This is a genomic window from Pseudomonas sp. GM79 (assembly GCF_000282495.1).
GTDB lineage: Bacteria > Pseudomonadota > Gammaproteobacteria > Pseudomonadales > Pseudomonadaceae > Aquipseudomonas.
This window is the reverse complement of sequence record NZ_AKJE01000055.1, coordinates 1-15,529: the sequence shown is the minus strand read 5'-3', so window position 1 is coordinate 15,529 and position 15,529 is coordinate 1. Positions and strand designations below refer to the sequence as shown.

General features: G+C 48.2%; 15 protein-coding genes. 3 read left to right on the top strand and 12 right to left on the bottom strand.

Annotated elements, in window-relative coordinates; genetic code table 11:
* Positions 1-935: 935 nt before the first annotated feature.
* Positions 936-1,304, top strand: a complete 369-nt coding sequence (locus tag PMI36_RS13360) for a Rap1a/Tai family immunity protein (RefSeq protein ID WP_008072464.1) — start codon at positions 936-938, stop codon at positions 1,302-1,304.
* Between the two features lie 479 nt (positions 1,305-1,783).
* On the opposite strand, the gene PMI36_RS13370 is transcribed toward PMI36_RS13360, so the two are convergent.
* On the bottom strand, positions 1,784-3,217 hold the full coding sequence (locus PMI36_RS13370; RefSeq protein WP_008072462.1) for a hypothetical protein: 1,434 nt from the start codon (positions 3,215-3,217) through the stop codon (positions 1,784-1,786).
* Positions 3,218-3,650: 433 nt separating this feature from the next.
* Here PMI36_RS13370 and PMI36_RS13375 point away from each other — a divergent pair, with 433 nt between their 5' ends.
* Positions 3,651-4,817 carry a hypothetical protein gene (locus tag PMI36_RS13375; protein WP_008072461.1) on the top strand — a complete coding sequence of 389 codons (1,167 nt, stop codon included), beginning with the start codon at positions 3,651-3,653 and terminating at the stop codon, positions 4,815-4,817.
* 377 nt (positions 4,818-5,194) lie between these two features.
* On the opposite strand, the gene PMI36_RS13380 is transcribed toward PMI36_RS13375, so the two are convergent.
* From PMI36_RS13380 to PMI36_RS13415, 11 genes are all read right to left on the bottom strand, one after another.
* Positions 5,195-5,749, bottom strand: coding sequence for a tyrosine-type recombinase/integrase (locus PMI36_RS13380; protein WP_008072460.1), 555 nt, complete (start codon positions 5,747-5,749; stop codon positions 5,195-5,197).
* 145 nt (positions 5,750-5,894) lie between these two features.
* Positions 5,895-6,113 (bottom strand): hypothetical protein, encoded by a 219-nt coding sequence (locus PMI36_RS13385; RefSeq protein ID WP_008072459.1) that lies wholly within the window; start codon positions 6,111-6,113, stop codon positions 5,895-5,897.
* A 71-nt stretch (positions 6,114-6,184) separates the two neighbouring features.
* Positions 6,185-6,388, bottom strand: coding sequence for a hypothetical protein (locus tag PMI36_RS13390; protein ID WP_008072458.1), 204 nt, complete (start codon positions 6,386-6,388; stop codon positions 6,185-6,187).
* Between the two features lie 1,080 nt (positions 6,389-7,468).
* A complete protein-coding gene (locus PMI36_RS13395) occupies positions 7,469-8,089 on the bottom strand; it encodes a hypothetical protein (protein ID WP_008072457.1) in 621 nt (206 codons plus the stop codon).
* A 238-nt stretch (positions 8,090-8,327) separates the two neighbouring features.
* Positions 8,328-8,804 carry a hypothetical protein gene (locus tag PMI36_RS13400; RefSeq protein ID WP_008072456.1) on the bottom strand — a complete coding sequence of 159 codons (477 nt, stop codon included), beginning with the start codon at positions 8,802-8,804 and terminating at the stop codon, positions 8,328-8,330.
* A 61-nt stretch (positions 8,805-8,865) separates the two neighbouring features.
* Positions 8,866-9,078, bottom strand: a complete 213-nt coding sequence (locus PMI36_RS0129675; RefSeq protein WP_032830491.1) for a hypothetical protein — start codon at positions 9,076-9,078, stop codon at positions 8,866-8,868.
* Entirely contained in the window at positions 9,071-9,268 is a 198-nt protein-coding gene (locus tag PMI36_RS31475; protein ID WP_157214957.1) for a hypothetical protein, read from the bottom strand. Before PMI36_RS31475 ends, PMI36_RS0129675 begins: the two co-directional genes overlap by 8 nt.
* A gap of 22 nt (positions 9,269-9,290) precedes the next feature.
* Entirely contained in the window at positions 9,291-9,950 is a 660-nt protein-coding gene (locus PMI36_RS31470; protein WP_008072454.1) for a hypothetical protein, read from the bottom strand.
* Positions 9,950-10,258, bottom strand: coding sequence for a hypothetical protein (locus tag PMI36_RS31465; RefSeq protein WP_157214956.1), 309 nt, complete (start codon positions 10,256-10,258; stop codon positions 9,950-9,952). Before PMI36_RS31465 ends, PMI36_RS31470 begins: the two co-directional genes overlap by 1 nt.
* 1,124 nt (positions 10,259-11,382) lie before the next feature.
* Complete coding sequence (locus tag PMI36_RS13410) at positions 11,383-12,687, bottom strand: site-specific integrase (protein ID WP_008072452.1); 1,305 nt, start codon at positions 12,685-12,687, stop codon at positions 11,383-11,385.
* A 403-nt stretch (positions 12,688-13,090) separates the two neighbouring features.
* Positions 13,091-13,411 (bottom strand): helix-turn-helix domain-containing protein, encoded by a 321-nt coding sequence (locus PMI36_RS13415; RefSeq protein WP_008072451.1) that lies wholly within the window; start codon positions 13,409-13,411, stop codon positions 13,091-13,093.
* Positions 13,412-13,808: 397 nt separating this feature from the next.
* On the opposite strand from PMI36_RS13415, the gene PMI36_RS13420 reads away from it, so the two are divergent.
* A complete protein-coding gene (locus tag PMI36_RS13420) occupies positions 13,809-15,518 on the top strand; it encodes a putative bifunctional diguanylate cyclase/phosphodiesterase (RefSeq protein WP_008072450.1) in 1,710 nt (569 codons plus the stop codon).
* Positions 15,519-15,529 lie beyond the last annotated feature (11 nt).

Genomic DNA, 15,529 nt, shown 5'->3' with positions numbered 1-15,529 from the left:
TGTGGCTGGTGGGGTTGCCTCCTATCTCTAAATCCTTGATTCTACAAGGATTTATCAGCAAAAAATCTCGAAGTGTGACAGCGTTTAATGACACCTAAGTGGTGCGCTTCGCTGGCGATCATAGCTTGCCGCGTCCTCGGACTCCAAGTGCTTCCATTCAAAGTCTTCGCTCATCAACACCCTTTCAGCTGCCGTGCAAACCCTAAGTAATCTAGAAGTCCGTGTCGCCTTCGCTAGGGTGGTGGTATCGTCGAGCCATCATTGATCTGGAAAAGGAGGTTGCATGAAAAGGGTGCTGATTTTGGCGGCTGCGATGGCATTGACACTCTCAGGGAATGCTTTTGCTCGTGGGAGCAGTTTCGGTGGGCATACTTCATACAAATCTAGTTACTCCTACGGGAGTCGTTCTGATCATGCTATCAGTGGATATACGCGAAGTAATGGAACCTATGTAAAGCCTTCCCACGCTACAAATCCAGATTTCACTAGAAATAACAACTACAGTACAAAGGGAAATTTGAATCCTTACACTGGAAAATTCGGCACTAAACCACGCGATGGCAAGTAGTCGTAGGGTTACTTAACTGGCTTGGCAATGCGCAGGGAGCAATGAGCATGGTTTATATAATGACGTTGCTTGTATCGATGATGGGTGTCACGACTGTGAACGCTGCTACGTTTGACGGCAACACATGCCTTGGCGACTGCTCGGGTCATCAGGCTGGGTATGACTGGGCTGAGCAAAACGATGTTGACGACGAATCGTCATGTAGCACGCCGTCCGCATCATTCAACGAGGGGTGTGAGTCCTACGTCGAAGAGAACGCTGCCTCCGTGTCTGATGATGAAGAAGAGGACGAATAGTTAAGGCTGTTTTTGGCAGAAGGGGGGGGGCACTCGGTTATATGTCACCGTTCAATCAGAAGGATTTCAACATGAAGGCATGGATAGGAGCGGTTGCGCTCGTCGGGGTGCTCGGGTGTAGTCAAGCGATGGCAGGGGATGGGAATCAGCTACTCAGAGCCTGCAAAGAGGCTGTCCGCGATGCAGACGGCGAGCGCGTCAACAGTGGCGTAGATATTGGATATTGTCTCGGCCTGGTGAATGGGGTTATGAGCACCATGGTGACAATGAACGAATACCTGCTGCCCAAAGAAAAGACGTGCTTCCCTGCTGGGCTAATGAATCAGCAAGGAGCAAGAATAGTTGCTAAATACCTGCAAGAGCATCCTGCATCGCTACACCGTGATGGTGCATTTCTTGCCATGGCAGCCTTTCAAAATGCGTATTCCTGCAAGGGATAACCAAGGCCGCTTTCCATAGAAGCCACTGCACCCGGTAAGCTCCGGCGACTACAGCAGAGGAGGGGACATGACAAGGCGTCGGGTACAGAGAACCGCCAAGAAGAACCTGCACATCCATAATGACATTTACAATACCGCTATCAATCTAAGAACTCGTATCGAGGGAATGGAGGCGACCGGGAACCGTAAAGGGATAGCACTAGATACCACCGCCTGCCTTGTAATGCTAGCGTTCACATTTGAATCGCGGCTCAACTTCATTGGTGACGAAAAGGTGGAGGGCTGGATTGAAACAACCTTTTTCTGAGAAATTAAAGATTATACAAAAGGTGCTAAATCTTGAGCCAAACTTTTGCTTGTAACCGCAACACTGTGTCCTTCATCTTGCTATTTCATTTTGAGATTGGCGGGTAATGCGCCAGTAAAGTTGATATTTATTGGTCTCAAGTTTACTGGCTTAATATCCTGCTGATACTTGTTTATTGGCGCTTGCTTGCGGACTCTCTTCTATTTCCATCAACTAAGTATATTGCCGATGTTTTTTGGTTGGCTTCAATTGCTTCACGCCTCATGCGTTGTACCTCATTGTATTTTTGTCCTATGCTGCCGACGTCAATGACTAAGTACACGCCGGACTGAGTGTCTTCGGCTTTTTTGTATATTTCGAGCTGTTTTGTGTAGCCGTGGACCAAATCATTTGTAGATAGTTTTATTTCAACTACAATTCTAGTGTTGAATCCGAACGAAAATTTAAAGTCAACGGGTCCGTTTCCAGTGTCAGCTTCTGGGGTTACGTCTAAGTTGTTAGCTTTGCAGTATGAATAAGCAATAACAAAGAACAGTCTCTGTGCGGCTTTTTCCCGGCGAGGTTTCTTGTCGTCAGACCAAAGCTCTTTCCAGATTCCTTTGTTTTCGACAAGATCTTGAAACTGCTTGATGATTGTATCGACCAGTTTTTTTGCTTCTTCCAGACCGGTTATTTTTTTGGGAGTGTCGGCTGTGATTAGCGGGTACTGATCAGCAATATCCTTTAGTCGTGTCCAGAATGCCTCACCATTGTGATCTGCGTCAAAGTTGTAGGGGGTTTTTGGAACTTCCTTCAGCAGCTCTAGTATCTGCTCAAACGCCTCTTTGCTTTGGAGTGCACTATCTCTTAGTGCTTGCTTTCTTTTTTTCGACATAGTGGCCCAAACTTTTCCGATGCTACCACTCACTTTTTCACGGTACTCTTCGGTTTCTCGTGCAATGCGAGAAATATCACTCCAGTCACTGGCTATTGGCAGATCCCTAACAATGTCTCTTGGAACAAATAATAAAGGGTCTTTCGAGTAAGGGTTTTCGGGAAGGTGAAATATTTCATCTTTGATTTTAAATCCCTTTGTGGGGAGTTTTAATATTTTATTTTGTCTAATGGTGAACTCTATTAGGTGAGGAAGTATTATGTTTGTGGTCATGTCGCTGATTCTGTCGGGGCCGATGCCCTCCTCAAATAGTGATAGCCCCATGAAGAAGTCGATATCAGTAATTCCTAGTGCTACTATCTGAGCAGCCGTTTCCAGTGTGCTGGAGGTGAGTTCCGGGCCAAATCCAGATCCTCTTACAGATGAGCTATAGCCTAGGCAAGTCCAGCTTACTTCGGAAAAGTTGAATAGTTTTTCTGCTTTTCTCCATGTGATGTCGCCTTTCTGTTTGGATGCGGCTAGTAACTTTATTATAAATTCGAATCGTTGTTCATATGCTGTTGCTGCACCCGTATTTATTTCTTCGTGCTTGCTTTCTGGTAGGAGCAAAGGATCGATAAATAAGTTTGTATCGACAGTTAGTTGGGTGTCGATGATGTCTAACTTTTCAAGCTCCTTGGGATCAATGTCGAATTCGCTAGATATTGTCTCTAAGCTGGTGATTTTGGCCATCGCAACCTCCTGTTGGTAGTCATGTCATCCCCGGTGTATATCCCGAACACGGCCAAAAATCCACCACGATGTTGTGATGATTCGTTTCTACACTGTGAGTTTCCCCGCCATAGATTTCCTTGGGGAGAAAAATATGCTTGGGCATTCACTAGTAAGCGGTCCTGTAAAAATGCGGTTTCTCGTTCAAAAAATCGGGAGCTTTCTTGACGGCTCTCGAAATAAATAGGAAAAGAAAGGATGAGTGTGGTGGTTTCCGTGCTGAAAAATGCCAAGCCGGATGGCTTCTAATTAGGACCAGCAGTCTTTTTTTCAGACCTGGTTCGATGAGTTCCACATGTTTCCCTAGAGCCGTTGCCTGCCACGGTTGCCGTGAGCAATGTCTTTGCACCTCCGGTGGTGATCAACGACAATGGGGAAAAGACGAGGAGCGGTCATGAAAGCAAATTGGATATTGGCCGGGGTAGGTGTAGCTGTTGGAGTTGGCGTCTTGGTTGCCGTCGGGGTTCTATGGGCTTATGGGTACTACCTAGGGCCGATCTCTCGGTTTACAACAGACTGGGGCAGCTTCGGTTCGGTGATGAGTGGTGCATTTACACTATTAAGCTCATTCGCCACTATTGGTACTCTGCTTTTTCTCTATCTTCAACAAGTTAAAAGCGAAGAAAGACAGATCGCATTGGATGCCGAGAATTTAGTTAAGCAGCAGAAACACGATATTGTCGTAGAAAAGCAATTGGCTGCTCTTACTTTTGAGCAATACCTTAATCATCGGAAGGTGTTTATTGAAAGGCTCAATGAGCAGGCTATTCTTTTTAAAGGTTCTATTCGCTTTGCAGATCCGGATCGGGTTTATACCGCTATTTTTCCTAGCAATAGTCCAAGTCGTTGTGACTACAAAGTAAAAATAGAAGAACCTGAAAATGCTAAAGCCTATGACTTAACTGACTGTCTAGCTATTTATAAGTCTGTTGGTGAGTTGCTAGGGAATTACAGGGATAAGGAAGAGCATCTGCGGCTGGTGCAGAAGATGTTTCATTTGCAAGGTTGTCTTGGTATCGAATATATTGGCCCCCATCGTGAAGGTGATGTTTTCTTTTTAGGTCGGAATGCGGGGTTAAATATTTACAATATTGATGATACGTTGGTAAGAATTGAAAGTGTACTTAACTCGATTCTTTTTTATACGGGGAATCAAAACGTTGCCCCAATACACCACAAAGCTCAAGGAGGGCTAATGCGGGATGCCCTCTACAAAACATTGACTACTTACCATAGAGCACAAGGTGCGTTTGAAATTCGATATGAAATAAAGGCTCTTCCCCACCTTCATGATCTTTATGAAGATAGCCAGCAGCATTTTATTGTTACTGAAAGAATGCTTGAGGAAACTTATCGACAGCTAGCAACAATTTTTGCAGATTACAAAGAGATCGAGAAACTCAACGACTTCGATTATGCCGACAATATCACAAGCATAATACTTCACGAGCTTCAAGGTGAAATTTTAAAGTATAAAGATGACGCAGCGGCGAGCGAAATCCTAGCAAGAGCAGATAGGCATCACTGGGCAGCCATGGAGCAACTCGGCGTCACACGGTAATGGCGCATACCCAAAAGCCAGGCGACTGTCGTGAAGATGAGAGCCTATGGAATAGATGAACGCAGTGATTCCGAATATTACACCACCACTTTTTATCCCGGAATTCCAACCCCCTGTATTTTGAATCTCGATTCTGGGTCGAATCCGTATGTTGACGGTGCTGGAATCCGTGGTGGATGTTTGGATATTGGTCATGACGGGTTAACCCTACGACCTTTTGCACAAGGGTGGGTGCTCAAGGTTTTGCCAAATCCGTAGGGATGGGATGTGATGGTCAGGGAGTAGTCTGAGGCTGCGTAGGATCGCGTATACGGTGTGTTAGCTGAACAAGGCACGCACTCAGCCTTTATCGTTGCTCCTGCGCGACTACAGAAAAATCAGATAACAAACTCATGGTACGTGGCGTCAATCTCAGCCTGAGTGATACCGATGTACGCCATGGTGATAGCAGGGCTGCTGTGATTCAGCACCATGCAGATTCTCTCAATGGACATGCCGCTGCTGTGCATTATCCAGCCACGGGTTTTACGCATGCTGTGTGTGCCAAGCTGAATACCAAGTTCATCACCAACAGCTTTGAATGCTGTTGCAACCGCTACCCGCGACACCGCCTTACCCTTGGCTCTGTTGCTTTCCACTTCAAACAGGTACTTGTGGTCAGGGTTTGCAGCGCGACGCTTCTGGATGATCCCCACGGCCTTCTGGTTCAACGTAATGTTGCGCACCTTGCCGGTTTTACTTTCCTTGATTATGACGCGACCTTGCAAAGCATCTTCATAGGTGATCGTCAGTAGGTCGCTGATACGCAGTGCCACTTGCAGGCCGAACATCCAGATGTCGGCGTACAGGGTGTTACCACGAGCATTCAGCGTCAGCTTGTGAGCTACCTGTTCAACTTCTGCTGTGGTTTTGACTGCTTCGACTAGCTGCATGACCATCTCCTTGTGTTTACTGGCCTGGCTAATTAACAAAATATTCTCTTGGGATGGAGACTATCTGAAATCAGCAGGAAGTCAATAACCATAAGGGCTAGCTAATTTACACAATGCTATTCTGTTAATTAGAGACTGCGCTTGATCAAATCTGACGCAGCTGGAGAATGCCAGCGGTGATGGCTGAGGCATTTGTGTCGAGAGTTTCCAGTGCCGTGATGGCGTTCTCATGCGTTTCAGGCGAACCTGTTGACCGTGCCCACAAGGCGACTTCTTCAATTGCCGCCCGAAGTGCGTGCTGGTTGTGCAAAAGGAGTGTCAGGGCATCTGCGGTGGCGATATTGGCGTGGTTGTTGTCTGGCATGCGTGTTCATCCTTGAGTCTGTGGGTGCAGCCTTTGGTGATCAGGCGCCGGCTGCGTTGATAGGGTAAGCCTTAGCGGTGTAACTCCTCGCGACCAACAGCGGTGGTTTCCAGCGCTCCATAGCTATTCCCATCTCTCAGATTAGAGGTGGGGATTCCTTTAACAAGACCGGCATTGATAAGTCGTAGACATGTTGCGTAATCATCACCGCTGGCGACTTCCTGGCCTTCGTAGATTGCTTGTAGAAGCTGTTTCTCGGCGTCGTATAACTTCATGTCTCATTCCTCACTCGGCGTACCTCAAGGTTGGTACGTCAAGAGGTTCCATGGAAAAAGTGCGAAGCGCAATTGCTATCAGACGAACGGTAGTTGACAATTAGGCGCAAGTAACAACAAGTGTTTTTGTTGCGTTTGCTTGTATTTGCTTTCACCTGCGAGGAAATCAGGGAGAAAGTGACGAATGCGCTTAACCCGGTTATCGACCAACCCCAGGTATAATCAGTGTCTCAGCCTTGTTGGTGTATAGATTCAAGAGTTATGACTGACTGTCATCCCTGTTGATTGCTCTGATTGATCACCTGTTGTGATTGCACTGTTTACATGCTGAATGTTACAGATGTGAAAAAGCCCCTGAGTGCTAGTGAGCGCTCAGGGGGTGGCAAGTGTAGTGGCTGAGTTGCTTTGACTGAGAAAGACTCTCAGAATCAATTGTAGGGGCTTACAGCCATCCTCAATAGATGATGATCAACTGTCTGAAAGTATGATTGATGAGGTATTTTATTCACCGTCAAGCGGTGAGAGGTGAGCGTCTGGTGCTTGGTTCTACTTCGTTCCTCTTTTCCTGAATGCTCATCAAAGTGTATTCTGTGTGTTCACACAGGAGATTGCTGACATCTGATTGAAAATCAGGAATGACTCTCTAGAGTTTAGTAACTCTCAATACAAAGACATGTTCGCAAGCTGAACGAAGTGAAGTGCTCTTAGAGAGGAAGGGGTAATAACCCCTCTCGCTTTTGCTTTGTCTTCTGTGAAACAGAATATGTACTCACTGTCGTATACGACAGAACAGTTATCCTCTCTGTGTAACACAGAGAATAGCATTCTCTAAGACCACGCTCTTTGTTTTGAGGGAGCTTGTCCCTCTCTTCTATTTACTCTCTCTAATAAAACACTCAGGGGTATTCCCCTTAAAGAGAGCATCTCTAACACACCTATCCTTTGGGCAATCTCCAAAGAAGAAAGAAGCGTCGTTTCGCTTTGCTTCTCTCTTATATAATAGGACTTTTTCAAACCCCTTGATTTACGTGGCTTGCAGACTATTTTTTGCGTAGTTTTTTTGAAAAATCTACGGGTGATCTACGCGGCTACGGCGAAACATTCGTCTGCGTTGAGAGGGCGAAGATCGCCCATGTGCAGGTAGCCAACTGGGCAATACCAGTCTTCAACGTACCGATCACGTGTGAAGTCGCCTCCCCTGAAAACGAATCGAGGGTTGATGACAAGCTTAACCTCCCCCGTGCGAATGTTGCCGTTTCGAGAGGTGCTGATACGCAACATGTCCGCCCCTACCAGCACCTTCAGCTTCTTCATCAGATTTGATTCATCAACACCTAACACCTTTGCCAAGGCGGCCTGAGTCATGAAGATGACGTTACGGTACACAACGAGCTGATGCAGTGTTTCCAACAACCTTTGCTGGGGCAGCGTGATGCGACAATCGATCCCCCTTCGGCACCAGATCCCACGGGCATAGTCCACTTCATCACGCAGCGGGTGCAGGGTATGTGCAGGTAATTTGCGTCGATCAACAAACTTCAAGTAACGGGCAAAGTCGTCCACGCTTCGACAGTCGTGAAGACTTGGCTGATAGTCGGCTGGAGTGGAAAAGACCGATGGTTTAACGGCTTCTCCCGTGAGCTTGTCTACTACAAGGCCATCAACGGTGATCAGGTTCTTAGAGGGGGGCGTTTTACTCATTGTGGTTCTCCTGTTCAGTTCATTTCATAGGCATTCCTCTCGGGTAGCTGCCAGTTGGTTGGTAAGCCGCAGGCGTTAAAAACCTCCTGCAAGGCACTAAACCAGTGCCAGTATGGTGGTGGAGGCTTTTCTAAATATCTGCTTGCTAAATTTTTTGCCGAATTATTCTACAGGGTGTTTTGCGTTGGTCAACCATTTGTTTCGGTTTGGCGGCGGTCTTGTGCTGGGGATCACCCCGTCAAGCCGGAATGACTAGCTCGCCAAACAAATCACTAACTTCCTTTTCAATGTCTGCCAATCGTTTCAATCGAGCATCTTCAACCTTCTTGGTTTCTTTTGCTTTAGCTGCATCAAGAAGCTGTTGAGTCAACAGCTCACGGTAGTGTTCACGTTCCTGCTGAAGCTCTTCGATATACTTTTTCTTTTCTCGCTCATCAATTGCTTTCAAGTCCTCTTGCTGAAGATGAAGAGGCTTTTCCATCCGAATGGAGTAAGACATCAGGTCAAAACTGGCTGGATACTTCGAAGTTAGTTTGTATCCCAGCTCATGATGAGCAATGACGTTGCTTAGCATTTCAAATGGAATCGCTCCACGTACGATCTCATAACACTGATCAGTCAGTTTGTAAGCAGAATGATAGCCAGCTTGACGCTGCTTAAGTTCTTGTTCGTCGAATTGACGCGGGAAACCTTTTATAGATACTTTGGTGTTCATTATTTGTTTTTCCTTGCTATTGGTATTGTTTGATTGTTTGATTGTTTGGGGATGGGTGAAATCAACACTCATTCCGTTTAAATCGAATGTGAGCAATCGCCTTGGTAATAATTGTCTGGCGATACTGCTCATGTTCATCTTGATGAGGCATGATGCTAATGGTGGTAGCAACATGCGGAGGTTTATCAACAACGGTGTTGGGCTTACTCACTTGCACTTGCTGCTTTGCTTTGGAACGAGCAATAGCTTTTTCGAACGCTCCCAGGTTAAACATGATGGTCACCTTTAGCTTGTTGCAAAGCAGCAACACCCCATTCAGTAGTCAGCGTGTCGATGTAGTCAACGCAACGTCTATATTCAAGTCGGTCACCGACACCAGCTGCTGCCGCTTTCAGGATGAGGTAGTGTTTAAGTTGAGCGATAGCCAGATGTCGCTCAAGACCAAGTGTGCTGAGTGCTTTCATGTATATTTCCTTTAGATTAAGTTTAATAATTGGTTACATCGACTGTGATAACGGTCGGAAGTTGACCGACAGAAGATACATCTGGTGGTGTCGTTGTCGCTGGTCCTTGGTTCAAAATCAAACCACTATCAATCTGGGATGGGCCAACACGAAGACCTCTGATAATCACTGCGAATGCCTGATGCTGGCCAATTTGGTTTCGAATGTACCGGGCGTTGTAGTTACTCAATCCGCTGGCTATAGTTGCACCTGTTGGGTTTGAGTACGGGACGCTCTGTGTGTCGGAAGTAGTTTGCGTAACACCCTGAATCTTCAAGAACTTGCTAGTAGCATCGAATGTCAGCTGACCGGCAGCATCAAATAATTGCAATCCATAGTTTGCGGGTGTTATTTCAGCTGGACCGAACCCATAACATGTTATGGCAGTCGTACTGTTTGACCAGAGTCGGTAGACTATAGATGAGCCAGAAGCGTACTTCTCTTTTATCCCGACCACACTGCCGCTTGTATTTCCAAACAACAGCATGACTGTTGTATTAGGAACAACGACTGTAGTGCTATACACAGTGCTACCGAGTGTCCAGCCACTTGCTACAACCTTTGCTGTGAGTGTTAGAGTCTTGATTTCGGAGTCAATCTGTAGCGTATTGTTTGGCCTGAATACTTGTAATCCTGCTGTCATTAATGCACTCCATAGAATATGTTGATAGCAACTCTAGGTGCTAATGACCCATTGCCGGCTTGGAAGTCTGGGAACGACCAACTGATTCCAGCATCCGATATGGATACTATCGGTTGACATAGAATCGTAGTATCGGTATTTAAGCCAACTGACTCAGCAAAGTAATATGGTGTTCCACTTGATAGGCGGCCATCAGCTACTGAGCCGTTTGAAACACCTGTTGAAAAATAACCAAGATATCGACCAACTAATGTATCGGTTGTCATTGTTAACTGACCAGAAGCATCAAAGATTTGCAATCCTTGCATATAGTATTCCCCAAATAAGAATGTATAGTCAAAATAGGCCGAGATATGACCAAATTGGTAAATGAAACCCGCGTATTCCGTGGCTTGTAGGGCATCGAAATAGGGGGGGTGGTAGGGTTGTTAGGACTCAGCCTTTTTTTAGCTTTTCAACCAATGAACATTGGAATGAAGGTGATACTTCAGCTAGGTCGCCAGAGCTGACCAGACTTCCTTTGCGACGTGCTTTGGTGAGTAGGCGGTAATATTTATTAAGAACCTCAACAGACGCACCATGGAAGCTGTAGTTATGGTCCAGTGTTGGTTGTCGAGGCGACGTGATGACCGACGTGATGAGTTGGCTAGATTTGTGTAAACATATGAAATTAGGCAAATGTGTCTCCTTGTTTTTAGTTGTGGAATTCCCTTTGTGCTTTATTCAAATGGAAGTAGGTTGTAAATTGCAGATGTCAGTGATTACTGGTTCAGTATATAAACGATGTGTGTGTTGATTGTCATGTTGTTTGCGTCGGCTTGTTTGCGAAGTTGACGATAGTGGTCGGTTGTGAATTCAAGTTTTACTTGCACCACTTTTGATTTGCTTAAGCGCCAAGCCGCGTTGCGACATGTAGAGCTGCACGTCCTTGAATGACTTCTCTTCGTTGAATATTCTTTGTTGCAGATGTTACAAATTGCGATACGCAGCACGATAGCTACCTCTTTGGTTGGTATGTGGGATGGGTGTTGGTAAACGTTAATAACGTCTAACGACGAGCAAATAAAAGACCACACCTTTGCAGGCAATGGTCTTATGGGAGAGATTTAGGTAGAAAGGGAAACAACTACGCTACAGAGTAAAGGAAGGAAATTCTGTATTAGAGGATGTTGAAATGGCAAGGCAACAAACAGTGTGGTCGTTTCCCTTTCTGATATATGCATAATACACTTTTTAGTTGAAAATGTCAAGACCGAAGGACAGTTTGTCAATAACTTTCTTCAGTTATTTTCAAGGTAAAAGTTTAGGCGTTGAATCGCGTTCTGCTTCTATTCAACTGAGCACGGTAAACAATTAGCATAAAAAGTTTTCTCCTGTCCGATAATATGGCAATACCTCCCGACCAATACCTGTCGATGAATCTAGGTCGTGGTTATGTGCTGGATAGTGAAACATTTCCCAGTGCTTCGACCATCGCTTTGATAGGGATGCGGCTACCGTAAACACCGAAGGTAACAGCAGAATCTTCATGACCAACGATACGCTTGATCAGGGAATCTTGTACGCCAGCGTCCCGAAGGTCGTCGATCATTGTGTGACGGAAACTGTGAAAAGTTTTCTTGGGATCGGTGATGCCCATTTTGATCCGATACCGACTAAACCATTTTGAAGGCGCATGCCCCAGCTTTCCACGTACAGGTTCGAGTTCTGGAAACAGTCGATCTGAGTTTTCTGTTCGCTGACTATTCACATAATCGAGCAGTCCGAGCCGAATCAACGTGGGGTGGATTGGTAAGGTCCGGCGACTGCTACTGTTCTTAAGTTTTTGAGATTCGTGACCATCGTCGATCCGTATGCAATCGATTCCTTGCAACGTTGTGAAGTCAGCAACGTGCAGTTGGCATAACTCTTCCAGTCGGCCGCCGGTGAGCCTTCCGAGCAAGGGTAGCCAGAACCGCCATGGATGCTTGCGAGCCTCAACCTTGAGTGCATCCAGATTGAGCAGGGTGCTCAGGTCGTATTGATCAAACGACAGCCGTGCTTCCTTGGCTGAGCCCGTCATGACCTTGAGTCCTACCAATGGATTGTCGGTAACGTAACCATTGGATTTGCACCAGTTCATGAATGCCGAGAGTTTGCGCAGACGGTTGTTCACGGTCACGGCGGTGATGGTTTTGTACGTACCACCCGACTCAATCACTTGAGTCAACGTCTTGCCCTTGAACTGTGGTAACAGCGCGAAGTATTGAGGACAACGACTGAGGCGATCTTTCAGCAATCGAGCTTGGTGAACGTCGAAATCAGAAACCGGCATGTCGCCCATCAGCTCGAACAAATCTCGTAATGAACGTTCGACTTCGTGCGTGCTGACCTCACGCCACGTACCACCACGTTTCCCTTCTTCTATATAGAGCTTGGACAAGGTAGACAGAGCTGGACCATTCGCGACTGATCTCGCAGGCTTAGCAATGGGTTGGTGTGAGCGATGCACAGAGGATGGGGCAGGGCATTTATCTCTCCATTCAGTACAAAGCCTGCGCAGCGTCAGGATGTCTGCTAGAGGGTGTTCCTGTAGGTGATTATGTACTTGCTGTGCCAGTGAACTGGCGAGGAACAATGCAGGCTGACGCTCTCGCAAATTCAAGCACATGCGCAAGGTGTGCCGGTTGGGAAACAGGTGTTTGGGTAGTCGGAGGTTTAGGTAATAGACCGATTGGCGGCGGACGATATAGGTCATTGAGTGGAACACCAGAGTGGAACAGCAAAGTGGAACAATGCTGACTGCACCTCTGATTTTTGACTGCCGTGCAGATAGTTTGCACGTTAGAAATTTGGCAACCTCAAAAGCCTGAAACCCTTACACCATGTGGTCTGCAACGATTCCCGAGCATGCTTGCATGGGACCTGGTCAGATCCGGAAGGGAGCAGCCGCAGCGGTGACATTGTGTGCCGGGGTGTGGCTGGTGGGGTTGCCTCCATAACGCAGCACGAGCCCTCTTTCGTGTTTTCTATTTAAAAATACTGTTTTATTTTCCCTGCCATGGAGCTCATCCAGGGCGGTGTTTCGTCGTTTCCGAATTAAAGCGCGGGATAAAAAAAGGAGGCCGCTCTGTCGCATTCGACAGAGCGGCCTCCTTTCTTCATTTACTAGGCTTGGACAAGGCCTGGTCAACCGCTGCGATCAGCTTTCCCAGATCCTTCGGGGTGGCTTTGTGTATGACGCTGAACAGGTATGCCCGCTGTTCATCTTCGTCTTCCAGATCTGCGAAAAAGGCTTTCAGCTTCACGCCCAGCACGTCGGCAAGCAAAAACAATGCTTCCACGCTGGGGGTATAGGTGCCGGTTTCGAAGCGACTGATGGTTTTGGGGTCAAAACCGGTTTTTTCGCCGAGTTCAGCCTGAGTAAGCCCTGCGACCTTACGGTAGCGTCGGATGGCCGGACCCAAACTTGAAATTTGCATCGCTCAATTCCCATTTAGAATCAAGAACTTAACGATAGATTTTTGCATTAGGCAACTGCATGATCCATCACCTTGCTTTGCAAAATGTGATGCATTTCGTAGAATCGCCGCTTCGAAGGGTTTTGGGGTGATCTGCTTTCTGAAGTTTAGGCGATATGAAAAAGCCAGCATTGCGTTCCCTGCCGGGTCTGCACAAAGGCCGCTGACGGTCTGAAGCCTCGCGAAATATTACCAGAGTCGGTGTTGCTACTTTGCCCTGGATCTTCGGCGGTCCGGGGTCATCAAATGCTGTTCATGGAGTGATAACGTGTCTCTGCGCAGTACGTCTCAAAACACCTCTTCCGGGCATCCTGCGCTGGTCGAGCGGTACCACCGCTAGCGACAGCGAGCCTGACTCATGGATGAGAAATACCGCAGGGCCGTGGATGCAGCCGCGATTTTTTCCGAGACCGATCTGGACGGCCGGATTACCTATGTCAACGATCAGTTCTGCGCCGTGTCCGGCTACAGCCGCGAGGAACTGCTGGGGCAGAACCATCGCCTGCTGAACTCCGGCCTGCATTCCGCCGATTTCTTCGCCGCCATGTGGCGCTCCATCGCCCTGGGCAATATCTGGAAGGGCGAAATCTGTAATCGCGCCAAGGATGGCAGCCTGTATTGGGTCGACAGCACCATGGTGCCGGTGCTCGACGATGCCACCGGCCGCGTTCACCGATACCTGTCGATTCGTTTCGACATCAGCGAAAAACGCCAACTCCTGCAATCCTTGCAATGGCGGGTCGGGCATGACGTGCTGACCGGGCTGCCCAATCGCGCCTTCCTGTCGGATTTACTCGATCAGGCGCTGGAATTCTCCCGGCATGAAAACATTCCGTTGGCGGTGTGCATGCTTGACCTCGACGGGTTCAAGGCGGTCAACGACGGTTACGGTCACGCCAGTGGCGATATGTTGCTGGTGGAAGTGGCCAAGCGTTTGCGCGACATTGTGCGCGGCGAAGACGTGGTGGCGCGACTGGCCGGCGACGAGTTCGTGCTGGTGCTGCGTTATGTGCGTGATCTGCCGGAATTGTGCGCAGCGCTGAATCGCGTGTTGGGGGCGATTTCGGCGCCTTACACGCTGCATGGCAAGGACATCAATGTGTTTGCCAGTATCGGCGTAACCCTGTTTCCCCACGACAATGAAGATGCCGAAACCCTGCTGCGTCATGCCGATCAGGCGATGTACGTGGCCAAGCAGAGCGGGCGAAACCGCTTTCATCTATTCGATGTCTCTCGGGATCAGGAGGTCAAGGCTACTCACCAGACCGTCGAGCGGGTGCGTCAGGCGTTGGTCGCCGGTGAGTTGCGCCTGCATTTTCAGCCCAAAGTGAACATGCGTCGTGGCGTGGTCGTCGGTTTTGAGGCGTTGTTGCGGTGGGAGCACCCACAAAACGGCATGGTGCCACCCCGGGAGTTTTTGCCGCTGGTGGAGGACACCGACCTGATCATCGATATTGGCGAATGGGTGATGGATCAGGTTCTGTCGCAGTTGCACCGTTGGCAGCAAGCGGGGCAGGGCTGGCCGATCAGTATCAATATCGCGGCGCGACATTTTCAGCGCACGGACTTCGTCGACCGGCTCAAGCACGTACTCGCTCGACATGCCCAGGTCGCCCCGCAGATGCTCGATCTGGAAATCGTCGAGTCGGTGGCGATCGAGAATATCCAGCATGTCAGTGCCTGTTTGCAGGCCTGTCAGGCGTTGGGGGTGCAGTTTTCCCTGGGTGACTTTGGCACGGGTTACTCGTCCCTGAGTTACCTCAAGCGTTTACGTACCCAAACCATCAAGATTGATAAGTCGTTCGTGCGCGACATTCTGAATGATCGTGACGACCTGGCCCTGACCACAGCGGTGATTGGCCTGGCACGCGCGTTCGGCCGGCAGGTGATTGCCGAGGGGCTGGAAAGCGTTGAGCACGGTGAATTGCTGTTGCGGCTCGGATGCGAAGTCGCTCAAGGCTATTTCATCGCGCGCCCGATGCCGCCCGGTGAGGTGCCGGACTGGGTGGCGGGGTTTGTCGCCCCGTTGCAATGGCAGGCACTCGAGCAGACAGCCGGCGCCCTGTAGCCGCTGGGGAA